This is a genomic window from Geobacillus genomosp. 3 (assembly GCF_000445995.2).
GTDB lineage: Bacteria > Bacillota > Bacilli > Bacillales > Anoxybacillaceae > Geobacillus.
Genome location: NC_022080.4, coordinates 465,850 through 488,330, shown reverse-complemented (window position 1 = coordinate 488,330; position 22,481 = coordinate 465,850). Strand labels below are relative to the sequence as shown.

24 protein-coding genes are annotated in these 22,481 nt (G+C 51.8%); 5 read left to right on the top strand and 19 right to left on the bottom strand.

Annotated features, from left to right (window positions below; genetic code table 11):
- Nucleotides 1-123: 123 nt before the first annotated feature.
- Nucleotides 124-477 carry a YgzB family protein gene (locus M493_RS02515; RefSeq protein ID WP_020958710.1) on the top strand — a complete coding sequence of 118 codons (354 nt, stop codon included), beginning with the start codon at nt 124-126 and terminating at the stop codon, nt 475-477.
- A gap of 26 nt (nt 478-503) precedes the next feature.
- Here M493_RS02515 and perR read toward each other — a convergent pair whose 3' ends face one another.
- From perR to M493_RS02480, 7 genes are all read right to left on the bottom strand, one after another.
- A complete protein-coding gene (gene perR, locus M493_RS02510) occupies nt 504-956 on the bottom strand; it encodes a peroxide-responsive transcriptional repressor PerR (protein WP_020958709.1) in 453 nt (150 codons plus the stop codon).
- Nucleotides 957-1,184: 228 nt separating this feature from the next.
- A complete protein-coding gene (gene bcp, locus M493_RS02505) occupies nt 1,185-1,661 on the bottom strand; it encodes a thioredoxin-dependent thiol peroxidase (RefSeq protein ID WP_020958708.1) in 477 nt (158 codons plus the stop codon).
- Between the two features lie 63 nt (nt 1,662-1,724).
- The gene (locus M493_RS02500) at nt 1,725-2,129 is read right to left on the bottom strand and encodes a potassium channel family protein (RefSeq protein WP_020958707.1); all 405 of its coding nucleotides are present in this window, start codon (nt 2,127-2,129) and stop codon (nt 1,725-1,727) included.
- A 201-nt stretch (nt 2,130-2,330) separates the two neighbouring features.
- The gene (locus M493_RS02495; protein WP_020958706.1) at nt 2,331-3,284 is read right to left on the bottom strand and encodes an L-lactate dehydrogenase; all 954 of its coding nucleotides are present in this window, start codon (nt 3,282-3,284) and stop codon (nt 2,331-2,333) included.
- 153 nt (nt 3,285-3,437) lie between these two features.
- Nucleotides 3,438-4,223 (bottom strand): ABC transporter permease, encoded by a 786-nt coding sequence (locus tag M493_RS02490; RefSeq protein ID WP_020958705.1) that lies wholly within the window; start codon nt 4,221-4,223, stop codon nt 3,438-3,440.
- A gap of 3 nt (nt 4,224-4,226) precedes the next feature.
- Nucleotides 4,227-5,018: an ABC transporter permease gene (locus M493_RS02485; protein ID WP_020958704.1), complete on the bottom strand. Its 792-nt coding sequence runs from the start codon at nt 5,016-5,018 to the stop codon at nt 4,227-4,229.
- Complete coding sequence (locus M493_RS02480) at nt 5,011-6,015, bottom strand: ABC transporter ATP-binding protein (RefSeq protein WP_020958703.1); 1,005 nt, start codon at nt 6,013-6,015, stop codon at nt 5,011-5,013. The genes M493_RS02485 and M493_RS02480 overlap by 8 nt, the downstream gene beginning before the upstream one ends.
- A 171-nt stretch (nt 6,016-6,186) precedes the next feature.
- Here M493_RS02480 and M493_RS02475 point away from each other — a divergent pair, with 171 nt between their 5' ends.
- The 3 genes from M493_RS02475 (at nt 6,187) to M493_RS02465 (ending at nt 9,982) form a co-directional block, all read left to right on the top strand.
- Nucleotides 6,187-7,473: a glutamate-1-semialdehyde 2,1-aminomutase gene (locus tag M493_RS02475; protein ID WP_020958702.1), complete on the top strand. Its 1,287-nt coding sequence runs from the start codon at nt 6,187-6,189 to the stop codon at nt 7,471-7,473.
- A 255-nt stretch (nt 7,474-7,728) separates the two neighbouring features.
- Nucleotides 7,729-8,784 carry a hypothetical protein gene (locus tag M493_RS02470; RefSeq protein WP_020958701.1) on the top strand — a complete coding sequence of 352 codons (1,056 nt, stop codon included), beginning with the start codon at nt 7,729-7,731 and terminating at the stop codon, nt 8,782-8,784.
- A 118-nt stretch (nt 8,785-8,902) separates the two neighbouring features.
- Complete coding sequence (locus M493_RS02465) at nt 8,903-9,982, top strand: FUSC family protein (RefSeq protein WP_020958700.1); 1,080 nt, start codon at nt 8,903-8,905, stop codon at nt 9,980-9,982.
- 13 nt (nt 9,983-9,995) lie between these two features.
- Here M493_RS02465 and nikC read toward each other — a convergent pair whose 3' ends face one another.
- From nikC to fabL, 10 genes are all read right to left on the bottom strand, one after another.
- Nucleotides 9,996-10,895: a nickel transporter permease gene (nikC, locus tag M493_RS02460; protein ID WP_020958699.1), complete on the bottom strand. Its 900-nt coding sequence runs from the start codon at nt 10,893-10,895 to the stop codon at nt 9,996-9,998.
- A gap of 14 nt (nt 10,896-10,909) precedes the next feature.
- Nucleotides 10,910-11,914 carry an ABC transporter permease gene (locus M493_RS02455; protein ID WP_020958698.1) on the bottom strand — a complete coding sequence of 335 codons (1,005 nt, stop codon included), beginning with the start codon at nt 11,912-11,914 and terminating at the stop codon, nt 10,910-10,912.
- 71 nt (nt 11,915-11,985) lie between these two features.
- Complete coding sequence (locus M493_RS02450) at nt 11,986-13,587, bottom strand: ABC transporter substrate-binding protein (RefSeq protein WP_020958697.1); 1,602 nt, start codon at nt 13,585-13,587, stop codon at nt 11,986-11,988.
- Nucleotides 13,587-14,606: an ABC transporter ATP-binding protein gene (locus M493_RS02445; RefSeq protein ID WP_020958696.1), complete on the bottom strand. Its 1,020-nt coding sequence runs from the start codon at nt 14,604-14,606 to the stop codon at nt 13,587-13,589. Before M493_RS02445 ends, M493_RS02450 begins: the two co-directional genes overlap by 1 nt.
- The gene (locus tag M493_RS02440) at nt 14,572-15,597 is read right to left on the bottom strand and encodes an ABC transporter ATP-binding protein (RefSeq protein ID WP_020958695.1); all 1,026 of its coding nucleotides are present in this window, start codon (nt 15,595-15,597) and stop codon (nt 14,572-14,574) included. Before M493_RS02440 ends, M493_RS02445 begins: the two co-directional genes overlap by 35 nt.
- A 198-nt stretch (nt 15,598-15,795) precedes the next feature.
- Nucleotides 15,796-17,541 carry an ABC transporter ATP-binding protein gene (locus M493_RS02435; RefSeq protein WP_020958694.1) on the bottom strand — a complete coding sequence of 582 codons (1,746 nt, stop codon included), beginning with the start codon at nt 17,539-17,541 and terminating at the stop codon, nt 15,796-15,798.
- 71 nt (nt 17,542-17,612) lie between these two features.
- Nucleotides 17,613-18,146 (bottom strand): DUF402 domain-containing protein, encoded by a 534-nt coding sequence (locus M493_RS02430; protein WP_023817473.1) that lies wholly within the window; start codon nt 18,144-18,146, stop codon nt 17,613-17,615.
- A 131-nt stretch (nt 18,147-18,277) separates the two neighbouring features.
- A complete protein-coding gene (locus tag M493_RS02425) occupies nt 18,278-18,487 on the bottom strand; it encodes a YgaB family protein (RefSeq protein WP_020958692.1) in 210 nt (69 codons plus the stop codon).
- A 226-nt stretch (nt 18,488-18,713) separates the two neighbouring features.
- Nucleotides 18,714-18,914 carry a gamma-type small acid-soluble spore protein gene (locus tag M493_RS02420; RefSeq protein ID WP_020958691.1) on the bottom strand — a complete coding sequence of 67 codons (201 nt, stop codon included), beginning with the start codon at nt 18,912-18,914 and terminating at the stop codon, nt 18,714-18,716.
- A 58-nt stretch (nt 18,915-18,972) separates the two neighbouring features.
- Nucleotides 18,973-19,722, bottom strand: coding sequence for an enoyl-[acyl-carrier-protein] reductase FabL (gene fabL, locus M493_RS02415; RefSeq protein ID WP_020958690.1), 750 nt, complete (start codon nt 19,720-19,722; stop codon nt 18,973-18,975).
- 59 nt (nt 19,723-19,781) lie between these two features.
- Here fabL and M493_RS02410 point away from each other — a divergent pair, with 59 nt between their 5' ends.
- Entirely contained in the window at nt 19,782-20,006 is a 225-nt protein-coding gene (locus M493_RS02410; RefSeq protein WP_020958689.1) for a hypothetical protein, read from the top strand.
- On the opposite strand, the gene mutY is transcribed toward M493_RS02410, so the two are convergent.
- Together mutY and M493_RS02400 are read right to left on the bottom strand one after the other, a co-directional pair.
- Entirely contained in the window at nt 20,003-21,103 is a 1,101-nt protein-coding gene (gene mutY, locus M493_RS02405; protein ID WP_200865283.1) for an A/G-specific adenine glycosylase, read from the bottom strand. The genes M493_RS02410 and mutY overlap by 4 nt on opposite strands.
- Nucleotides 21,104-21,201: 98 nt before the next feature.
- Nucleotides 21,202-22,467 carry an OFA family MFS transporter gene (locus M493_RS02400; protein ID WP_020958687.1) on the bottom strand — a complete coding sequence of 422 codons (1,266 nt, stop codon included), beginning with the start codon at nt 22,465-22,467 and terminating at the stop codon, nt 21,202-21,204.
- Nucleotides 22,468-22,481 lie beyond the last annotated feature (14 nt).

The following is a 22,481-nucleotide window of genomic DNA, read 5'->3' as shown; positions in this document are numbered from 1 at the left end:
TTATTCGACAAAAAACGAAAATTTCCTTTCTCCAAAATAAAAAACACAGGCTGATTTTGCTTATTTCTCCTTCCCGGTCTCCCCCTGTTTTATGGTATAGTGATGTATGTAGGAGGGACGACCATGGGTATCAAATATTCGAGTAAAATCAACAAAATTCGCACGTTCGCTTTAAGTTTGATTTTTGTCGGCGTCATCGTCATGTATCTCGGACTGTTTTTCCGGACATCCCCGATCGTCATGACGCTGTTTATGGTGCTTGGGCTTTTATTTCTTGTTGCGAGCGGCATTGTATACTTTTGGATCGGCACACTCTCCACGAGAGCCGTCCAAGTCGTTTGCCCATCATGCGGCAAGGTGACGAAAATGCTCGGGCGTGTTGATTTATGCATGTTTTGCCGCGAGCCGCTGACGTTGGATCGCGAACTTGAAGGAAAAGAGTTTGACGAGAAATACAATCACAAAAGAAAAAGCTGATAGCCGCTTTCAAGCTATCAGCTTTTTTAATGCGTGCGCCCTTTGCTTTTTTGACAGTCAGGACATAGCCCATACACTTCCATGCGATGATGATCGACTTTAAAGCCGGTAACGTGAGCAGCAAGCTGCTCGACTTCATCGAGCGCCGGGTAGTGGAAGTCCACGATTTTGCCGCACTGTTCACAAATGACATGATAATGATTGGATGTGACAAAATCGAACCGGCTTGACGAATCACCGTATGTCAGCTCTTTGACAAGCCCGATTTCTTTAAAGACGCGCAAGTTATTGTAGACGGTAGCTACGCTCATATTCGGAAATTTCCCTTCCAGCGCTTTATATATTTCATCAGCTGTCGGATGGGACATCGAGCTGATCAAATACTCCAATATCGCATGACGCTGCGGCGTGATGCGTATGCCCGTCTTTTTCAGCATATCCAGCGCTTCCTTCAGTTGCTCATTGGCAGACACCGTCATGCACCCCACTCTCTGCAAAAAGATAAAAAAAATTATCATTTTATAATATTTATAATTAGTCTACAAGGAATGTATGCCTTTTGTCAATATAGATACCATTAATATATGGGCTTAAGCGTCTTTTTAACAAAAAAAAGGGGGGCAGAAATATTTTCCACCCACCATATTTCATTCATTTGAGGAGGTTACTATGTATCATACGCAAAACAACTTATATTGTTTGGACGCTTACCTAGATGACGTCAATCGGGCCACTTCCGCGAGCGCCTCATCGACGTGCCCTTTCACTTTCACTCCACGCCATTCTTTTGCCAATGTTCCGTCAGGGGCGATAATGAATGTCGAGCGCTCAATGCCCATATATTCCTTTCCGAAATTCCGCTTTTTCTTCCAAACCCCATACATTTCCGCTACGTGGTGTTGTTCGTCAGAAAGAAGCAAAAACGGCAGCTTATATTTCTGAATAAACGTTTCATGCCGCTCGACCGGGTCGGTGCTTACTCCTAAGATGACGGTATTCAATCCGGTAAACGTCTCATAGCGGTCACGAAAGTCGCACGCCTCGGCCGTGCACCCAGGCGTCATGTCTTTCGGATAAAAATAAAGCACGACATATTGGCCTCGGAAGTCTGAAAGCGAAACCATTTCCCCACTGCTTGCCGGCAAGGTAAAGTCTGGGGCCGGCTGGCCAATGGCGATCGTCATGGCACTCCCTCCGTCTTCTTCATTTTCTTTTAGCGTAGCGAAGAAGGAGGAAAATTGCAACCGTTAGCGGTGGTCCCAGTCAAATACGGTGCGCGTCACGATAACAGCCGGCATAATGTAGCCAAGAAGCGCTTCGGCAATGGCGATCCAACGCCCGATGCCGATTGGAGTGACGTCTCCATATCCGACCGACAAAAGCGTCATGCCGCTTAAGTACAAGCTATCCTCAAGCAAAGACAAACGGTTCTCCGCCTCACTGTGTGAAGACGGGATAAACACCGCATGGCCGTTTGCCTGCAAAATCATATAAATCATGGCAAAGCCGAGCATCATTGTTAAATACCACTGAACGAGCACCCACAAATTGTCGAGCGAAAGGCGGCGCCGCGCTTGAACGCGCACGGTCCAAAGCGAGGTGATGCTCCCGAGCAGTACGGCAGTAACCACTCCGAGGAAGGCGTAATCCATCGCGTTCCCTCCATCTCTGTCTGTTGTTCATATATACGTGCACAGATGGACAATTATGACGGAGTGAGCCGCTGCCACCTCGATGGTTGCTTGAAACCGTGGGGACGGAGCCACGCCGCCTTCTTAGGCTGCCCGTTTGGCAGAGCAGAGCCACTGTTTGCGCCAGCTTTCCCTATTTTTGCGTAAGGTCAGCGTCTCATCTCACTGCGAAAAAGAGCGGGACAACACACCTTTAAGCGTCGCCGCGCTATGGCGAAACCATTTTTGTTCATTATCGTCCAGTTCAAGCTCGATTACCTCACGGACGCCGTTGCGATTGATGACAGCCGGCACACCGATGTAGACGTCACGTTCCCCATATGGACCGTCCAGATAGGCTGAGACGGTCAAAATGGCATTTTCGTTATGCAAGATAGCGCGTGTGACCCTGGCCAACCCCATGGCAATGCCGTAGTACGTCGCTCCCTTTTTCTCAATAATTTGGTAGGCGGCATCACGTACATTGACGAAAATGCGTTCCAACTCTTCTCGTGCCTGTTCTCCTTTTGATTCGATCAGCTTGCGGATCGGCACACCGCCGATATCAGCCTGACTCCAGACCGGAAGCTCCGTATCGCCGTGTTCGCCGATAATATAGGCGTGTACATTCGTTGGAGCGATGGCGAAATACTCGCCTAATAAAAAGCGGAATCGCGCTGTATCTAAAATGGTCCCCGAACCGATCACCCGCTCCTGCGGCAGTCCGCTAAACTTCCATGTCGCGTAAGTCAAAATGTCGACCGGGTTAGTGGCGACAAGAAACAACCCTTGAAATCCGGAAGCCATAACTGATTCGACGATCGAACGGAAAATGGCAATATTTTTGTCCACCAAATCAAGCCGCGTCTCGCCCGGTTTTTGGTTGGCACCGGCGCAAATGACGACCAAATCCGCATCACGGCAGTCGCGGTAATCGCCATGCCAAATGCCGGCCGGCTTCGGCGCAAACACTTTTCCATGGTTTAAATCCATCGCATCGCCCATGGCCTTGTTTTCATTTGCGTCAACGAGCACAATCTCATCAGCAATCCCTTGATTCATTAAAGCAAACGCATAGCTAGCACCGACAAACCCAGTGCCGATGACCGCCACCCGGTTTCCTCCTCCGTTTTTCATCACTGTTCTCCCTCCTTACAATTGTGAACACATTCACAAATTATTTTACGCAATAAGACAAGAACTATGCATAAACGATTATGGCGATTGTTTGACCGTTGTTTGTCATTTTAATGGCAATCTCTATTGATCTAACAAAAACGGACGGGGCCGTCAGCTCCCCGTCCCGCGGTACCTCCTGACCCCGGCGTTCCAAAGCATCACAGCGATGACGAAAAACAACGCGCCGACAGCCGGGGTCATAAACGCATAGCCGTACCATTCCTGCCTGTTAAGAAAATAGGAAGCCGGATAGACACCGACGAAGGCAAACGGCAACACCCACGTTAAAATGTAACGGATGACGCGATGATAAATATCGATCGGATAACGGCCGTAGCTGCTGATGTTATACATCATCGGCATGATCGACGTACGGGCGTCGGCAAAAAAGCTGATCGTGGCCAACGAAATGAAAATGCCGGCGTAAATGAACGCCCCGCCGATGACAAATAAAATAAAGATAAAGACATCGTACCAATGAAACGTAAGTGCTAAACGGTCGCTGGCGTATGCCATAATGATCAGCCCCGGGATGGCGCCAAGCAGCGATTCAAGTTCCATCCGCTCCAAAATGATCTGGAACAGGCTGTGAACCGGGCGCGTCAACACGCGGTCCATTTCTCCCTGAACAATGTAGCGCTCGTTGAAATCCCATAGATTAAAAAAGGCGCCAAATACGGCGTACGGCACAAGGAAAAAGCCGTAAATAAACAACACTTCATCGCGGGTCCAACCGTGAAGCAGCGGCGTATGGCCAAACACAACGAGCAAGAACACTAAGTTGACCGCCTGCGCCATTAAGTCGGACAACCATTCAATGAGCAAATCGGCGCGGTATTGCAATTTTGTCTTCATATACTGGGCCATATATTGAAAAAAGACAGATACGTAAAACAATGTCTACCCCCCTTGCACGACGAGCCGTTTTTTCGCCGCCCGCCATAACCACCCAATCGGAAACAATAACAACACGCACCATGCCGCCTGCGTGAACAATCCATCGCTCACAGCGGCGCCTTGGAAGCTTTCTGTAATGATCATGCTTGGAATGTAGCTGATGGCTTGAAACGGCATATACGCCATGAGCTGCTGCGCCCAATCCGGGTAAAACGACAAAGGCAAAATAAGACCGGAAAATAGATCAATAATAAACCGCTTTGCCCTGAGCAGCCCTTCATTTCGGAACGTAAAAAACGTCACCACCCCCGCCAGCAAGTTCAGCTCCGAATAAATGACAAAACTCAACAGGAGCGACAAACTAAACGACAGCCATGTATGGGCGTTTTCCGGGAACTCGAGCGGCAAAAAGAGCGACACGACCACCAGTCCCGGCAATGATAGAAAGAACAGGCGAAACAGCCCTTCACCGAGCCCTTGCACCGCCTTCATCCCTAAGTAGCTGTACGGGCGGATGAGTTCCGTCGCTACTTTTCCGTCGCGAATTTCCATGGCGATTTCGCGGTCGATGTTGTTAAAGTAAAACGCCCGCGACAGCCAGGAAATGGCGACATACGTCGTCATTTGGGCGAGCGACATCCCTTGCATCGACGGTTTGTCTCCGTAAATGGCCGACCAGAGGAAGTAGTACGCCGCGATGTTAATGGCATAAATCAGAATGCCTGTATAATAGTTCGTTCGGTATGCGAGCATCATTAAAAAGCGGATGCGGATCATTTCCGTATACTTATCCACGAACAGCACCTTCTTCGTAAATGTTGCGGACGATTTCTTCCGTCGGCACTTCATGAATGCGGATGTCTTGCAGCGCATAGCGGGCGGCGACGCGGCTGACGACTTCCGGCACGCCTCCTGATGGAACGTGCGCCACCCAAATGTTCGGCTGTTCGCCTTGTTTCCAGTTAACGCCCAATCCGACCGTCAGCTCCTGCAAGGCAGCGGGGGCTGCTCCTTCAGCAAATGTAAACGAAACCCTCTTTCCTTGCCCCCATTTTTCTTTCAACTGCTCAAGCGAACCGTCATAAATGATTTTTCCTTCATCGAGCATAATCACCCGCTCGCACAGCGCCTCGATGTCCGACATATCATGCGTCGTCAACAAAATCGTCGTCCCGTACCGTTCGTTCAACTGTTTTAAAAACTGACGGATGTTCAGTTTCACCAACACATCCAAACCGATGGTCGGCTCGTCCAAAAACAACAGCGGCGGGTTGTGAATGAGCGCAGCGGCAAGCTCACAGCGCATCCGCTGCCCGAGCGACAGCTTGCGCACCGGTTTGTCAAGGAGCGGGCCGATCTCTAGCATCTCGATGACTTCGCCCATATGACGGCGATATTGCCCATCCGGGACGCGGTACACTTTTTTCAACAGCCGGAACGATTCTTGCACGGCGATGTCCCACCATAATTGCGAACGCTGGCCGAAGACAACGCCAATCGTCCGCACGAATTTCTCCCGTTCTTTATGCGGGTTCATCCCGTTGACGACAATACGCCCGGATGTCGGCGTTAAAATGCCGGTCAACATTTTAATTGTCGTTGACTTGCCGGCGCCGTTTTCGCCAATATAACCGACGATCTCCCCTTGTTTGACCGTAAATGAAATGCCGTCCACCGCCCGGACGGTCGTATAACGGCGCGTCCATAAATCGCGAAACGCTCCGACGAGGCCGGAGCGGCTGGCATGCACCTTAAATTCTTTGCACAATTGTTCTACCTCGATGGCGTTCATCGTTCTCCTCCTGCCTCTTCACATCAACATCAAGAAGGACGACATTCGCCCTTCTCCTATGTTGCAATTATACATAAATCGTTGTTATTTTCACCTTTTTTGTTTTTCCAGACGAGTTAGGGCGCTATGGTAAAATAAAGGGGCAGTCATCGGGAACAGGAGGATGAAACGATGCAATGGACAAAATCGGAACAATTGTATGAAGAAGCGCTCCAGCACATCGTCGGCGGGGTAAACAGCCCGTCCCGCTCGTATAAAGCGGTCGGCGGCGGCGCCCCCGTCGTGATGGAGCGGGCGCAAGGAGCGTATTTTTGGGATGTGGACGGAAACAAGTACATTGACTATTTGGCCGCCTACGGGCCGATTATTGCCGGCCATGCCCACCCGCACATCGCTGCGGCCATCCGCCGCGCCGCCGAAACCGGCGTGCTGTATGGCACGCCGACGCCGCACGAAATTACGTTTGCGAAAATGTTAAAAGAAGCGATTCCATCGCTCGAAAAAGTCCGGTTTGTCAACTCGGGGACGGAGGCGGTGATGACGACGATCCGCGTCGCCCGCGCCTATACCGGCCGCAGCAAAATCATCAAATTTGCCGGCTGCTACCACGGCCACTCCGACCTCGTGCTCGTCGCCGCCGGCTCGGGGCCGTCGACATTAGGGACGCCGGACTCGGCCGGGGTGCCGCAAAGCATCGCCCAAGAAGTGATTACCGTGCCGTACAATGATGTCGATTCATTCCGTGAAGCGATGAATGTTTGGGGCGAACAAGTCGCCGCCGTATTGGTTGAGCCGATCGTCGGCAATTTCGGCATCGTCTTGCCGAAACCCGGATTTTTAGGAGCGGTGAACGACATCGCTCATCAAGCCGGGGCGCTCGTCATTTACGACGAAGTGATCACCGCTTTTCGTTTCCTGTACGGCGGGGCGCAAAACTTGCTCGGTGTGGCGCCTGACTTGACGGCGATGGGAAAAATTATTGGCGGCGGCCTGCCGATCGGGGCGTACGGCGGACGCCAGGACATTATGGAACAAGTCGCTCCGCTCGGACCGGCGTACCAAGCCGGGACGATGGCCGGCAATCCAGCGTCGATGCTTGCCGGCATCGCCTGCCTGGAAGTGCTGAAGCAAGACGGTGTATACGAACATCTCGACCGACTCGGCGCCATGCTTGAGGAGGGGATCATCACCCACGCCCGCCAATGCGGCCTACCGGTGACCGTCAACCGGTTAAAAGGCGCGCTTACCGTGTTCTTCACGGACGAAAAAGTGGAGAACTACGAACAGGCCCAGCGCAGCGACGGCGAGATGTTCGCCAAGTTTTTCAAACTGATGCTCAAACAAGGCATCAACCTCGCACCATCGAAATATGAGGCATGGTTTATCACCCTCGCCCATACGGAAGACGACATCGCCTATACGATCGAGGCGGTCGGCAAGGCGTTCCGGCAGCTATAAGCGTCGGATCCTTTCTTTGCAATCACCGAACAGTGTCCGCATGAAGCGGGCACTGTTTGATTTCTGCTTGGCGATTGTTGACAATTTTGTGAACAAGGCCTCTACACGGTAAGGGACGATTGATTTCCCGCGGCCCGCATGGTATGATAAACAACAAATTCTGAAAATTAAGACTGTCATTTTTCATCCAGTAAGCCATTGGGGGAGGTGACCGGCGCTGACGGAGGAACGCCCTCTCGACCGCGCCTAATATACATGGAGCAACACGCATATCGTTCGCCAAACGGAGTGGAACAACGCGGTGCCTTGTTGTTGGCGGCAGTGGAAAAACGGAACATCCCAACCAACGAGCATGTTCAAGCTGTCCTTCAGACACTTGTTCAATGGAATCATCCGGCAAAAGAAAGCGCCGTCATCCAGCTGGACATCCCGCGCAAACTATGGATGGAGAAACTCGCCAATGCCGGACAAAACCCAGAAATTGCGACAAACGATCATTTCACTGTCGGCCATGTGCACATTTCCCGCTCGGCTGATGTTAAGCCGGTTCAGGTGCATCTTCGCCAACTTTGCAAACAGTTTGGCTTCGTCCTTCTTTTCGAATCCATCCGGCCATCCGCCGACCAAAACACTTTGTTTTGGCAAATTGCCATGTTGCCGTGTGATGTGTTTTCCTTACCGGATCGTTTGTTTCGGCTGACGGCTGCAATGGAACGCGATCCGCACGTTCGCATCGCCTCGCTCAGCCACGTCCATGTCGTCTATCAAGCTACCACACCGGCCGAACTGCTGCGCGAACCGGATGTATCCCATCCATTTCTCGCCTCAGCTTCCGTGTTCGCCTATGTCGGGCAAGCCGATGCCCCCCTTCGCTATAAGCGTCTCGGTTCAGCCGGCATGCTTGTTCATAGCGCTGAAACACCCGCCTCAGCAGTCGAAACGCTCATTTATAACCACGGCTACAGCCTGATCGAGGCAGCCGGATTCGCTTTTGCGCCGGATGTGTCCAAGCAAGACGGCTTGGCGTCTCTGAAACAAACACAAGTGCTATTTGCGGCCAGCTCAGAACAGGAAGCCATATGGATTGCGGGCACAGACGGGACGCTTTGGAAAACGGACACTCCTTCCCGTTTGTTCATCGCCTCCGAGCCGTATGACAATACTGCCAAACCGTTGGCTCCGGGGCAGCCGCTAGCGCTCATCCGCTCTGCTGCCGGGCAAATGCGGTGGCTTGACAGCGCCCGTTTCCGTCAAGAAGTGAGTGCCCGTCTCTCCAATCGGCGCACCGCCGATACCCCGATCGCCTTTTGACCTTTTCAATGCTCTGCCGTTTTCGGCAGGGCGTTATATTTTTTCCCTTGCGCTCATATCTAAAAGTGTGTATAGTACTGAATGGTCTACGAAAACGAAAAAGGAGAGGTTTCCATAGATGAAGCTCGGTGCCCGCATTTTTAAAACGGGGATCGCAGTGGCACTTGCCTTATTTTTAGCAGCGCTCTTTCATTTTCCATCTCCGGTGTTCGCCGGCATTTCCGCGGTGTTCGCCATGCAGCCGACCATTTATCGTTCGTATTTATCGTTAATCGAACAAGTGCAAGCGAACGTAATCGGCGCCTTGTTCGCGATCGTCGCCGTTCTTATCCTCGGTCGCGATCCACTGATCGTCGGCTTGACACTCATGATTGTGATCGCTCTTTGCCTAAAAATGCGCCTTGAATCGTCGACAATTTCGGTGGCGCTTGTGACCGTCATCGCGATTATGGAATATACAGAACGCCAGTTTATCGAGTTTGCCGCCATCCGTTTTTTAACCATTATGCTCGGCATTTTCGCCGCCTTTCTTGTCAACTTGATTTTTTTGCCGCCCAAGTATGAAAAGAAATTGTACGAAAAAATTCGCGATGAGACAGAAGCAATTTTGAAATGGATCCGCCTTTATCAACAGCAGGCGGCCGATCATCATCACTTAAAGGACGAGATCGAAACGTTGCACGAGGAAATGACGAAACTGGAGCACTTGTATTTGATGTATAAAGAAGAACGCACCTATTTTCGGCGCCAACGCTTCCAAAAGTCGCGCAAGCTTGTGCTGTATCGGCAAATGATCGCCTCAGCCGACCGGGCGCTGTCCGTATTAAAATGGCTCCATCGCCTTGAGAATGAGTTGGGCCGCCTGCCTGACCCGTTTCACCACGCCATCTGCCTGCATCTTGGCAGCTTGGTTGGGTACCATGAGCAGATGTTGCTGAAGTTTGTCCATCAAGCGAAGCCGCTTCCCCATCACGTATGGGTGGAAGGCATCGATCGTGAACGGGAGCGGCTCACCTCTATGTTTTACGCCGACGGGCAGCCGCCTTCCGATTACCGCCTATTTTCGTTAATCGGCGCAATCATTGATTATGGAGACCGGCTTGAGCATTTAGACAAGTTAATTGATAGTTTTCACCATTACCATTACGATGACGAATTGGCCAAACGGCTCGAAAAGTCAGCAGGCGGCCGCTCCTAGCAGGCCGCCTGTCTCAGTTTTTCATCCGCGGGTCAAGCGCGTCGCGCAGCCCGTCGCCCATTAAGTTAAACCCGAGCACCGTCAACATAATGGCCAACCCCGGGAAAATCATCGTCCATGGTGCCTGGGTCAAGAAGTCTTTGGCATCAGACAACATTTTTCCCCACTCCGGGTTCGGCGGTTGGGCCCCGAGCCCTAAAAAGCCAAGCGCCGCCGCCTCGATAATGGCCGTCGCGATCGCCAATGTCCCTTGCACGATAATGGGGGTGAAGCTATTGGGCAAAATATGATGAAACAAAATGCGCCAATCGCTCATGCCGATCGCTCTGGCCGCCATAATATACTCCTCCTGTTTAATGCTTAACACCCGCGACCGGATTAACCGCCCGAAGTTTGGCACGTTAATAACCGCGATGGCGATGAGGGCATTTTGCAAAGAGGGACCGAGCACGGCGACGATGCCGATCGCCAATAAGATGCTCGGAAACGCCAGCATAATATCAAACAGGCGTGAAATGATTCCATCGATCCAACGCCCATAGTAGCCGGCGACAATGCCAAGCAATGAACCGGCAACGATCGATCCGAGCACGGAAACAAATCCGACCCATAGCGAAATGCGGGCCCCGTAAATGACGCGGGAGAAAATGTCGCGGCCGAAATCATCGGTCCCAAACCAATGCTCGCTAGAAGGCGGCTGCAGCCGCTCGGCCAATTGTTGTTCTTTGTAATCGTACGGCGCCAACCATGGTGCTAAAATGGCGATGACAATAAAAAACAGGACGATCCCTGCCCCGACAAGGGCCATCTTATTTTTCCGAAACCGCTGCCACGCTTCTCCCCATAGCGAAACGGTCTTTTCTTCTTCGACCGCTGCCGGTGACGTTGCCGGTGTGCGCGCCAATTCCGCCATATGCTCCCCCTCCCCTAATTGTACTTAATGCGCGGATCAATCGCCGCATAAAGCAAGTCGACAATTAAGTTGATGAAAATAAAAATGGCGGCGATAATCAAAATACCTGATTGGATGACCGGATAATCACGGTAACCGATCGCATCGTAAATATAGCGGCCGATGCCGGGCCAGCTGAAGATCGTTTCAGTCAAAATCGCTCCGCCAAGCAATAGCCCTGTCTGCAGGCCGATCACCGTCAATACCGGGATAACGGCGTTTTTTAACGAATGCTTGTACACAACCCAAAACATGCTTAATCCCTTCGCTCTAGCCGTGCGAATGTAATCCGATTTCATCACCTCGAGCATGCTTGAACGCGTCATGCGGGCAATAATGGCCATCGGGATGGTCGCTAAGGCAACGCTTGGCAAGATGAGGTGCCGCGCGACTTGCCAAAACTGTTCCGTATCCCCTGCCAGCAACGCATCAAGCAAATAGAAATGAGTGATGGGCTCGATCGGATTGCGCACGTCCTCCCGTCCCGACGTCGGCAACCAGTCCAATTGGATGGAAAACAGCCATTGTTCCATCAACCCGAGCCAAAAAATCGGCATCGAAACACCAAGGAGAGCCAGCACCATCGCACTATAATCGAACCACGAGTTTTGAAACCAGGCACTAATAATGCCGGCGTTCACTCCGATGATCACCGCAATAAGCATCGCTGCGAACGACAGCTCGATCGTGGCGGCCAAGTACGGCCAAATTTCCTCCGCAATGGGAGCGCCGGTGCGAATCGACTCGCCTAAGTCGCCGCGCAACAGTCCGCCAACATAGTTGGCATATTGCACATACCATGGCTCGTCCAATCCGAGCTTATGCGTCAAGGCAGCCACTGCTTCTTTCGTCGCCTTTTGCCCCAAAATCACTTGCGCCGGATTGCCGGGGATTGCGCGGATCATGAAAAACACGATAAGCGACATGCCGAATAACACCGGAATGATCATCAGCACCCTTCGGACGGCATACGATAACATCCAAATCTCCCTCCCTTGAACATGCGGAAACAAAGAGGGGGAGGATGAGTTCCTTCCCCTCTCTTGGTCGATTATTGAAATTCGACCTTCGTAAACTTGTCTGAGCCGGTCGGGTGAGGATGAAATCCTTGAATATTTGCCTTGCCGGCCAACAGCGGAGTCGAATGGACAAGCGGAATCCATGGCGCTTCTTCCTTAATGATCTCTTGCGCTTTTTGATACAGTTCGTTCCGTTTGTTTTCGTCGCTCACCGTTTGCGCTTCGACCAAAATTTTATGCAGCTCATCGTTCGAGAAATAGGTGTAGTTGTTGCTGCCGATGCTGTCTTTGTCAAGGAGCGCGTACAAGAAGTTATCCGCGTCGCCGTTGTCGCCCGTCCAGCCAAGCAAGAAAGTGTCCGCCTCTCCTTTAGCGAGCTTGTCTAAATAGGTCGCCCATTCATATGTTACGATTTTCGCTTTCACGCCGATTTTGGCGAAATTCGCTTGAATGGCTTCAGCGATTTTTTGTCCGTCCGGCATGTACGGGCGCGGCACTGGCATTGCCCAAAGCTCGATTTCAAATCCATTCGGGTACCCGGCTTCCGCCAGCAGCTGTTTCGCCTTTTCCAAGTCAAATGGATAGTCTTGAATGGCGTCGTTATAACCCGGGATGCTCGGCGGCATCGGATTTTTCGCCGGTTCGGCCTGGCCGGCGTAGAACGCATCAATGATCGCTTTTTTATCAACGGCATAGTTCAATGCCTGACGCACCAGTTTGTTTTTCAGTGGCCCTCTCGTCGCCGTTAACCCGACGTAAGCGACGTTCATCGACGGGCGTTTAAAAATTTGCAGCTCTTGATTCCCTTCCACTTGTTTCAAGTCGGTTGGATTCAAATCTTCCATGATGTCAATTTCGCCTTTTAACAGCGCATTGAGACGCGCTGAGTTATCCGGAATCGATACGAAAATGAGCTGATTCAGCTTCGGATAACCTGTTTCCCAATAATCTTTATTTTTCTCGAGCACGATCCGTTCGTTCCGCTTCCATTCTTTAAAGACGAACGGTCCGGTGCCAACTGGATGTTCCCCAAATTTGTCGCCGTATTTTTCAACCGCCGCCGGGCTGGCAATGGCAAACGGCGTCATGGCGATGTTTTTCAAGAATGGCGCTTGCGGACGCTTCAGCACAAACTGCACCGTGTATTCATCAACCGCCTTAACCTCTTTGATCACATGGCTTTCGTCATTTTTATAGCCGCCAAACATCGATCCATAATACGGGAACGTGTCAGCGTTGCCATTGGCCCAACGTTCAAAATTAAAGACGACTGCCTCCGCATTAAAATCAGTGCCATCGTGGAATTTCACCCCTTGGCGCAGCTTGAACGTATACGTCAGCCCGTCTTCGGAAATCGTCCATTCTGTCGCCAATGCCGGTTTGACAGACGTATCGTTGTCATTGTAGTCAAGCAGCGTATCAAAAATGTTTTTCGTCACCTTCAGCGATTCGCCATCGGTCACGGTCGCCGGGTCAAGCGACACGGAGTCGCCGCCACGCCCATAAACAAGCGTGTCTTGGACCGGCGCCTTTTCGCCGCCTCCCGCCGTTTCTTTCGACTTGCCGCAGCCGGCCAACACAAGCAGAAACGCCAGCAGCAGCCCCATCCACTTGAACCATGATTTTCTCTTCATCACATTTCCCCCTTCTGTTTAACTTGTCTATCATCACGTTGCTCCCCGCCCGGTTCGTATAAATGGCAAGCAACGTAATGCCCGTCGGCTACTTCCCTCAATTCCGGACGCCGCTCACGGCAAATGTCCATGCAAAATGCGCAACGTGTATGGAACGCGCACCCTTGCGGCGGATTGGCCGGGCTCGGCAAATCGCCGGAAAGCAACTGTCGTTCTGTTTTATGGTCAGGGTCCGGAATTGGCACGGCGGACAAAAGCGCCTTTGTATACGGATGCTTCGGCGATTCATACAACGATTCGCTGTCCGCCAATTCGACCATTCGTCCCAAATACATGACGCCGACCCGGTCGCTAATATGGCGGATCACTCCTAAGTCATGGGCAATGAAAATGTATGTAAGGCCAAACTGCTTTTGCAAATCTTCAAGCAGATTGAGCACTTGTGCTTGAATGGAAACATCAAGCGCCGAAACCGGCTCGTCGGCAATGATCAGCTTCGGATTGGTCATGAGCGCCCGCGCGATGCCGATGCGTTGGCGCTGGCCGCCGCTGAACTGGTGCGGGTAGCGTTTTGCATGATACGAACCGAGTCCGACCACCTCAAGCATTTCCCGCACCCGCTGCTTCCGCTCTTCTTTCGATCCAATGCCGTGAACGATGAGCGACTCTTCCAAAATTTTTTCAACCGTATGACGCGGATTGAGCGAAGCGAACGGATCTTGAAAAATCATTTGCATATCGCGCCGCAGCCGGCGCAACTCCGCTTTCGCTAAAGCGGTTACATTTTTTCCTTCAAATATGATCGAACCGTCCGTCGGCTCAATGAGCCGCAGCAACATTCGACCCGTCGTTGACTTGCCGCAGCCTGATTCGCCGACGATGCCGAGCGTCTCACCGCGGTACACGGTGAACGTCACATCATCGACCGCCTTGACCGTCCCAACTCGCCTTCCAAAAATCCCCCCGGTAATCGGAAAATATTTTTTAAGCCCTTTCGCTTCGAGCAACGGTTCGCTCATCGGCTGCCCCTCCCCTCTCTAACGCCAAAAAGCAGCGGGCACGGTGTCCTTGTTCACTCGTTTCGTAAAGCTCCTGATCTTCTTGGCGGCAGCGGTCAACCGCATATTCACACCGCTCGGCGAACCGACAGCCGCGGCGGACAGTTCCCGGCCTTGGCACTTGACCAGGGATCGAATAGAGGCGCTCCTTTTTGCCGCGAATATCCGGGATCGAGCGGATCAAACCGGCGGTGTAAGGGTGCTGAGGCCGCCGAAAAATCGCCTGGACGGTCCCTTCCTCCACGATTTGGCCCGCATACATGACGATGATGCGGCCGCATAGTTCAGCGACAACCCCCAAGTCGTGGGTAATCATCATCACCGCTGTGCCGAACGTCTGATTCAATTCTTTCATCAGCGCCAAAATTTGCGCTTGAATCGTCACATCGAGCGCCGTCGTCGGTTCGTCCGCAATCAAGAGGGACGGTCGGCACGCCATCGCCATAGCAATCATGACGCGTTGGCGCATCCCCCCTGACAGCTGGTGCGGGTATTCGTCCAACATCTGTTCCGCGCGCGGCAGGCCGACGAGTTTGAGCATCTCAGCCGCCCGCGCTTTCGCTTCTTTTTTTCCGATGTTCGTATGAAGACGGATCGCCTCAACGAGTTGGTTCCCAATTGTAAATAGCGGGTTGAGCGAAGTCATCGGCTCTTGAAAAATCATGGCGATTTCATTGCCGCGAATTTGCTTCATCCGCCGCTCGGAAGCTTCAACTAAATTCTCGCCTTTAAACCAAATGGAGCCGCTCATCACTTTGCCGATTCCTTTTGGCAGCAGCCCCATAATCGATAGTGATGTGACGCTTTTGCCGCACCCCGATTCACCGACGATGCCGAGCACCTCTCCTTCGCGGATGAAAAAATCGACACCGTCCACGGCCGGGATTTCCCCCTCGTCCGTGAAAAACGATGTTCGCAGCCCCTGCACTTCCAATAAAGGCGCTTGTGCCATCTCTTCGCCCCCTTGCCAATCAACGCAGTGAAATCTTTTCCCTCTGTGAAAAATTATGCCATGCCTTTCTTCACAAGACAATATAATATTATAAAAAATTAAAATTATTAAAAAAGACGAAAAAGAAAAAAAGCGGGTTTATCCAAGATAAAGCCGCTTTTTTATCTTTTTTTTCAATAACATTAATATTTTTGCCTACTACTGCAACTGCTGGATCGTAAACAAATGATAATAGCTTCCTCTCTTTTCCATCAACTCCTCATGCGTGCCGCTTTCGACAATTTGCCCATTCTCGATGAACAAAATACGGTCGGCATGAGTAATCGTTGACAGGCGGTGAGCGACGACAAATGTCGTCCGATGTTTCGCCAGCCGCTCGAGCGCCTCTTGAATGTAGTACTCGTTTTCCAAATCAAGCGCCGAAGTCGCCTCGTCAAAAATCAAGATCGGCGGGTTTTTCAAGAAAACGCGGGCGATGGCGATCCGCTGCCTTTGCCCACCGGAAAGCTTGACGCCGCGCTCGCCGACTTTCGTATCATAGCCATCGGGCAAACTCATAATAAATTCATGGGCGTTCGCCGCTTTGGCCGCGGCGACCACCTCCTCATCGGTCGCATCCGGCTTTCCAAGCAAAATATTCTCTTTCACCGAGTCGCTGAACAAAAAACTGTCTTGAAATACAATGCCGATATGATCGCGCAAGCTGCGGACGCGAAACGAGCGGATATCGGCGCCGTCAAGCAAAATGCGGCCGCCGGTCACATCGTAAAAGCGCGGGATTAAACTCACCAACGTCGATTTGCCACCGCCGCTTGGGCCGACTAACGCCACCGTTTCTCCCTCCTTAACGGAAAACGACACATCGCGAAGCACCGGAGGATCTTCCTGCCGATAAGAAAACGTAACGCCGTCAAACACAATCTCTCCGCGCACATCACGGCATTCAACCGCCCTAGGCATATCGGCAATGTCGTACCGCTCATCCAAAAACTCAAACAAACGGTCCATCGAGGCAAACGACTGCGTCAACGTCGTCGAGGCGTTAACGAGACGGCGCAGCGGCGTATACAGCCGGTCGATATAGCCGACAAAGGCAACCATTGTACCGATGGTCATTTGCCCCGTAATTACTTCATAACCCGCATAAGTGATGACAACGATTGGTGCGATATCGGTAATCGTGTTGACCGCGGCGAACGATTTGGCGTTCCAGCTCGTATGGCTGAGCGCCTTCGCTAAAAAATGGCCGTTTTGTTTCGAGAAACGGCGTTGCTCCTCAGCTTCAATCGCAAAACTCTTCACAACCGGCATTCCTTGCACTCGCTCATGCAAATACGCTTGCAGCTCAGCAAGCGCCTGCGAGCGCTGGCGGGTGCGTTGGCGCAGGCGACCAAAAAAATATTTGACCCCAAACGCGTAAAGCGGCAGCGTGCTTATGGAAACGAGAGTCATCTTGACATCCATGTTCACCATAATCGCCAAAGCGATCAAGATCGTGGCCATATCGAGCCATAAATTCATCAGTCCGGTAACAATAAACTCCTTTGTTTGCTCGACGTCGTGAATGACGCGCGAAATCACTTCCCCCGTCCGGTGGTTGGCGTAATACGACAAACTCAGCTTTTGCATATGGCGAAATAATTGCTGGCGAATGTCATACAGCACTTTGCTTGCCGTCCATTGGGCAAAATATTGCCGATAATACTCGACAAACGGGCGGATGATCAGAAAGATGACAAGCATCCCCGCCAACGCCTGCCAAAGGCGGGTTGTCTTCTCTTCAAGCGATAGCATGCGGTTGGCAATAACATCGTCAACGACAAACTTCAACAGCAGCGGAATGAGCAACGGAATGGCGAACTTCACAATGCCGATTACCATCGTTGCGGCAATATGCCAACGGTATGGACGGACAAACTGCCAATATCGGCGGATGCTGCCCATGGCGATTTCCCCCTTGAAAAAGCAGAAAAAACCTGTCAGCGGTGCCGAACAGGCTTTTTTCGTGCCGCTATTTATTTTTGGTAAGCTTGAAACATCGGGTACCATTTGTCGATAAACTCGGGCGCAAACGGCCCTTTTCGTTCTTGAATCCAGCCAACGAGCTTATGGACATTGTTTTTTAAAATGCGGTCGATCACATCCGGATAGTGCATCTCGCGGCGGTGCCGTTCGTACTCATCCTCATCGAGCAACATGTACGTCATATCCGGAAACACTTTAATGTCCAAATCATAATCGATGTATTTGAGCGCTTCCTCATCCCAAACGAACGGCGAACTTAAATTACAGTAATAATACACTCCGTCCTCGCGGATCATGGCAATAATGTTAAACCAGTGCTTGGCATGAAAAAAACAAATCGCCGGCTCGCGCGTCACCCACGTCCGGCCGTCTGCTTCCATGACAAGCGTCTTATCGTTGCCGCCGATCACATACGATGGCGTCCCTTTTAACACGACCGTTTCCTGCCAAATGCGGTGAATTGTCCCATTATGTTTGTAGCTATGGATTTGAATGATTTTCCCTTCCCGAGGGTATGCTGGCATCATTCTTCCCTACTTTCCGCTGGGAGCTTCTTCCCCTATTATACCTTGTTCCTTTCATAAATGAAAAGAAAAGTGGACCGCCCCGTCGAAGCGGCCGGGTGGGGCAGCGCGCATTCCATGCGGACGCCGCTTCAAGCACCAGACGACATCCGCCCAAGAAATGCACGGCGAATGTCTTCCACTTGCCGTTTCATTTGCCGTACTTCCTCGCGAAGAGCAGAGGTCGGCGCTTCGCGTTCGAGTTCATCCAACTGGCGGACAATCTCCCGGCAGCGCTCCATTTCATGCCACAAAAACAGCGCTTCTTCCCAATCTTCCATCCAAACTTGTTCCATGCTCATCCTATTCTCCCTTCCCCTTTGTCCTGTCATCTGCTTTATCATTTCGCGGCCAAACTTTTCAAATCCTTTCACTAATCATGTAGAGGGATGGAAGATTTTGTCGACAAAAAAGCAGAGGCGTGCTGCCCCTGCTTTTTGCCTTCCCTATCCGGCCTGTTGCCTGCGCTCTCTTGGCAGCATGCGCTGCTATTGGCGATCGGCGGCGCCGGCCATCCGTCAAGACTGGTTATTGGTTGACGTTTTGCGCCTTGCGGGCTTCCGCTTGCGCGTTTTGTTGTCTTACGTGCTGCACATTCGTCTCAGCCGCAAACTCGGTGCCGAACTGACCAGCTTGAGTAGCTTGAGCCGCTTGAGCCGATTGTGCATTTTGTTGTCTTACTTCTTGAATGTTCGTGCCAGCGAATGTTTTGTTCGGTTGTTTGGCCATTGTTCTCACCTCCACATGCCTTACTATGCCCGGGAGGCAGCCGTTCTATCCGCCGGCATTATAAAAGTAAAGATCTTCCGCCATCAACAATGATCGTCTGTCCCCGAATCATCTCGGCTGCATCTGATAATAAAAACAACACCGCATTGACAAGATCATCCGGCTTGACCGGGCGCCCGGCCGGGGTATTGGCCGCCGCATCGGCGAGCAGCTCGTCGCGGTTCGGAAAATGGTTCAACGCCTCCGTATCGACCGCCCCACCGGAAACGGCGTTGACGGCGATATTTTTCGGTGCCAGCTCGACAGCCAGGTACCGCGTGAGAGCTTCAAGCGCCGCCTTCGAAACACCGACAGCCGTGTAGTTTTCCAAGTAGCGGATCGACCCGAGCGAGCTGATGCTGACGATTTTTCCGCCGCCGACTCGCTCCATTCGTTTCGCCGCCTCTTGAGCGCAAAAGAGAAGCGCTTTGCTGTTGATGTTCATCGTCCAGTTCCAATGCGTCTCCTCAAGTTCCAACGCCGGGCGCAGCACGCCGGAGGCGGCGTTGTTCACGAGCACATCGACCCGCCCGAACGTTTCATCAATTTGGGCAAACATCGCCCGGATTTTCTCAACGTCCCCTACATTGGCTTTTACAATGAGCGCTTTTCTCCCAAGCGCCTCAATGGCACGCGCCGTTTCTTCAGCCGCAGTTTTGCTGCGGGCATAATTGACGACAATATCGTATCCTTCTTGCGCCAGCCGCAGCGCAATGGCTTTGCCGATGCCGCGGCTGCTTCCTGTTACGACCGCTACTTTTCCACTCATGTTTTTCCGCCCCTTTACGTATAATATAGCCGAATTCCATCGCGAAGGAGGCGCAGCCTATGTACGTTGGCCGCGATATGACGGAGCTGTCCATGATCCCGAAAACGGAATGGACGGACGATGAGCTCGCTCACTTTCACCATTCATTCCAGCAAATCGCTCCGTATTTAAACGTCGAAGGGCAAACGATTTACCGTGAAATTATCGAGGAAATCGAAGCGCGCGGCGGCCTCGGGCGCCGCGAAGCGACGTATACAAACGGCACGATGGCGGTGCCTGATTAAGGCAGGCGGCGCGCGTCGCCTGCCTGTTCTTTATATTCGCGCCAAACGCGCTGATGCGACACGGGAAATGCGTATGCCTCCAACTCCCTTTCTGACACCAACCGATACGGCTTCTCCACCCGCCCGCCGTCAAGCAAATGTCCATAAAATACGGTCAGCTTCCAAACTAAATGGGAAAAAGCATGATCAAATGAAGCGATGGGCTCTTCAAGCTTGATCTTGAAACCTTGCTCATTCAAAAACATCTTCTCCAATGTCTCTTTATCGCCTTCACCGTTCATTTCACAGCTCGGAAATTCCCATAAGTTCGCGAGCAGACCGGTATGATCGCGCTTGCGGATAAGAATGCGTCCTCCTTCGTCAATCAGCACCATGACCGCGAGCGGCACTTGTTTAACCGCTGTTTTTTTCGTTTTCACCGGCAGTTCCTCCGGCACCCCTTCAGCAAACGCCCGGCAATGGGATTGCACCGGGCAAAGAAGGCACGATGGGCGGCGCGGCGTACAAACAAGGGCGCCAAGCTCAATCAATGCTTCGTTGAACGCCCCGGGATTTTCGTACGCCATGATTTCGCGGACGATTTGTTCAAACCGTTTTCGCGTCGATGGCTTCGCAATATCGTCTGTCACGAAAAACAACCGCGACAACACGCGCATGACATTGCCGTCCACCGCCGGCTCCGGCACGCCGTAGGCGAGACTCAACACCGCCCCGACTGTGTACGGCCCGACTCCCTTTAGCCTCGAAAACTGCTCCGGAGTATCCGGCACCTTCCCGCCATACCGCTCCTTCACTTCCTTGACCGCCGCGTGCAAATTGCGGACGCGCGAGTAGTAGCCAAGCCCTTCCCACGCCTTCAGCACTTCGTCTTCTTCAGCCTCGGCGAGCGCCTCAAGCGTCGGGAACTGTTCCATAAACTTTTCAAAATACGGGATAACCGTCTCGACGCGCGTCTGCTGCAGCATCACTTCCGACACCCATACTTTGTATGGATCGCGGTCTTGGCGCCACGGCAAGTCGCGGCGCTCACGGGCGAACCACTCAAGCAAATCGCGCTGAAACTCACGCGCCGAAAATCGTTTAGTCCACGTTGTGATTTTCACTGTCTTTCCTCCATGATGCCTATTGTCCACCCCATTATACCAAAAACCCCCGGCATGCCGCATGCCGGGGAAAATACAGAAGGAAATCGTTCTTAACTTTCTTTAGCGGCAGAAACATAGACAATTTGCTCATGTTGGGCGCGCAATCGGCGAATATCAGTGCGCACGAGCAATGAAACGATGAAAGCGATAACAAACAAACCGCCAAAAAAGGCCAAACTACCTTCATAAGAGCCGGTCGTGTCCTTAATATACGCGGCAAACATCGGCCCCACAAGCCCGGCCGCTGCCCAAGCAGTCAAAATATAACCATGAATCGCACCCAGTTGTTTGGTGCCAAACAAATCGCCGATATACGCCGGAATACAGGAAAAGCCGCCTCCATAGCACGTATAGACAATTGTCAACATAATGACAAACAACCATTTGATCGATACATTCGGCAACAGGAAGAAAATGACGATTTGTAAGACGAAAAATGTGGTATATGTGTTCGGACGCCCAATATAATCAGAGGCCGACGCCCAACCGATGCGTCCTAATCCATTAAATACGCCAATAGCCCCCACTAATGCCGCAGCGGCCGTTTGGCTGATGCCGATACTTTCCACCGCCAGCGGTTTGGCAACTGCTAAAATGGCGATCCCGCATGTAACGTTAATAAACAGCATAATCCATAAATACCAAAATCGTCTTGTTTTTACAGCTTCGTTGGCAGTCAGTTGCGCTAAATCGAGCAAAGGCTTAGCCTTTCCTTCTTTCACTTTTTCCTTAAATCCTTCCGGGAGCCACCCCTCTGGCGGCTTTTCCAAATAAAGAGAAGACGCAGTCATAATGAGAAAGTATGTAACGCCTAAAATGAAAAACGTATTTTGCACGCCCACGGAAGTAATAAGGCTGTTCATGACTGGACTCGCGATCGCTGCTGCAAAACCAAATCCCATAATGGCAAGCCCGGTAGCCAAGCCCCGGCGATCCGGAAACCATTTCACAAGCGTCGATACTGGCGCAATGTATCCGACACCGAGGCCGATTCCTCCCAACACGCCGTAAAACAAATACAAGAGATATTTCGAGCCAAGCGCAACAGCCAAGCCGGAACCCGTCACTCCAAGGCCAAAGAAGATGGCAGCCAACAGCCCAGATTTCCGCGGCCCATGTTTTTCAACAAAATGACCGAGGAACGCAGCCGACAATCCTAAAAATAAAATCGCAATGCTGAACGTGAGCGCTACTTCCTGATCGGACCATCCAAACAACTGTTTTAATGGATTGGTAAAATTGCTCCATGCATACACAGATCCTATCGAGATATGGATGCCAACAGCAGAAAGCGCAATAAGCCAACGATTTTTCATGGCTTCTCCTCCCC

Bases quoted from the DNA above. Each gene is read 5' to 3' on its own strand.
- M493_RS02515 (WP_020958710.1), top strand. From the start codon at position 124: ATGGGTATCAAATATTCGAGTAAAATCAACAAAATTCGCACGTTCGCT.
- perR (WP_020958709.1), bottom strand. From the start codon at position 956: ATGACGGTGTCTGCCAATGAGCAACTGAAGGAAGCGCTGGATATGCTG.
- bcp (WP_020958708.1), bottom strand. From the start codon at position 1,661: ATGACGATCGCCATTGGCCAGCCGGCCCCAGACTTTACCTTGCCGGCA.
- M493_RS02500 (WP_020958707.1), bottom strand. From the start codon at position 2,129: ATGGATTACGCCTTCCTCGGAGTGGTTACTGCCGTACTGCTCGGGAGC.
- M493_RS02495 (WP_020958706.1), bottom strand. From the start codon at position 3,284: ATGAAAAACGGAGGAGGAAACCGGGTGGCGGTCATCGGCACTGGGTTT.
- M493_RS02480 (WP_020958703.1), bottom strand. From the start codon at position 6,015: ATGAACGCCATCGAGGTAGAACAATTGTGCAAAGAATTTAAGGTGCAT.
- M493_RS02475 (WP_020958702.1), top strand. From the start codon at position 6,187: ATGCAATGGACAAAATCGGAACAATTGTATGAAGAAGCGCTCCAGCAC.
- M493_RS02470 (WP_020958701.1), top strand. From the start codon at position 7,729: ATGGAGCAACACGCATATCGTTCGCCAAACGGAGTGGAACAACGCGGT.
- M493_RS02465 (WP_020958700.1), top strand. From the start codon at position 8,903: ATGAAGCTCGGTGCCCGCATTTTTAAAACGGGGATCGCAGTGGCACTT.
- nikC (WP_020958699.1), bottom strand. From the start codon at position 10,895: ATGGCGGAATTGGCGCGCACACCGGCAACGTCACCGGCAGCGGTCGAA.
- M493_RS02455 (WP_020958698.1), bottom strand. From the start codon at position 11,914: ATGTTATCGTATGCCGTCCGAAGGGTGCTGATGATCATTCCGGTGTTA.
- M493_RS02450 (WP_020958697.1), bottom strand. From the start codon at position 13,587: ATGAAGAGAAAATCATGGTTCAAGTGGATGGGGCTGCTGCTGGCGTTT.
- M493_RS02445 (WP_020958696.1), bottom strand. From the start codon at position 14,606: ATGAGCGAACCGTTGCTCGAAGCGAAAGGGCTTAAAAAATATTTTCCG.
- M493_RS02440 (WP_020958695.1), bottom strand. From the start codon at position 15,597: ATGGCACAAGCGCCTTTATTGGAAGTGCAGGGGCTGCGAACATCGTTT.
- M493_RS02435 (WP_020958694.1), bottom strand. From the start codon at position 17,541: ATGGGCAGCATCCGCCGATATTGGCAGTTTGTCCGTCCATACCGTTGG.
- M493_RS02430 (WP_023817473.1), bottom strand. From the start codon at position 18,146: ATGCCAGCATACCCTCGGGAAGGGAAAATCATTCAAATCCATAGCTAC.
- M493_RS02425 (WP_020958692.1), bottom strand. From the start codon at position 18,487: ATGAGCATGGAACAAGTTTGGATGGAAGATTGGGAAGAAGCGCTGTTT.
- M493_RS02420 (WP_020958691.1), bottom strand. From the start codon at position 18,914: ATGGCCAAACAACCGAACAAAACATTCGCTGGCACGAACATTCAAGAA.
- fabL (WP_020958690.1), bottom strand. From the start codon at position 19,722: ATGAGTGGAAAAGTAGCGGTCGTAACAGGAAGCAGCCGCGGCATCGGC.
- M493_RS02410 (WP_020958689.1), top strand. From the start codon at position 19,782: ATGTACGTTGGCCGCGATATGACGGAGCTGTCCATGATCCCGAAAACG.
- M493_RS02400 (WP_020958687.1), bottom strand. From the start codon at position 22,467: ATGAAAAATCGTTGGCTTATTGCGCTTTCTGCTGTTGGCATCCATATC.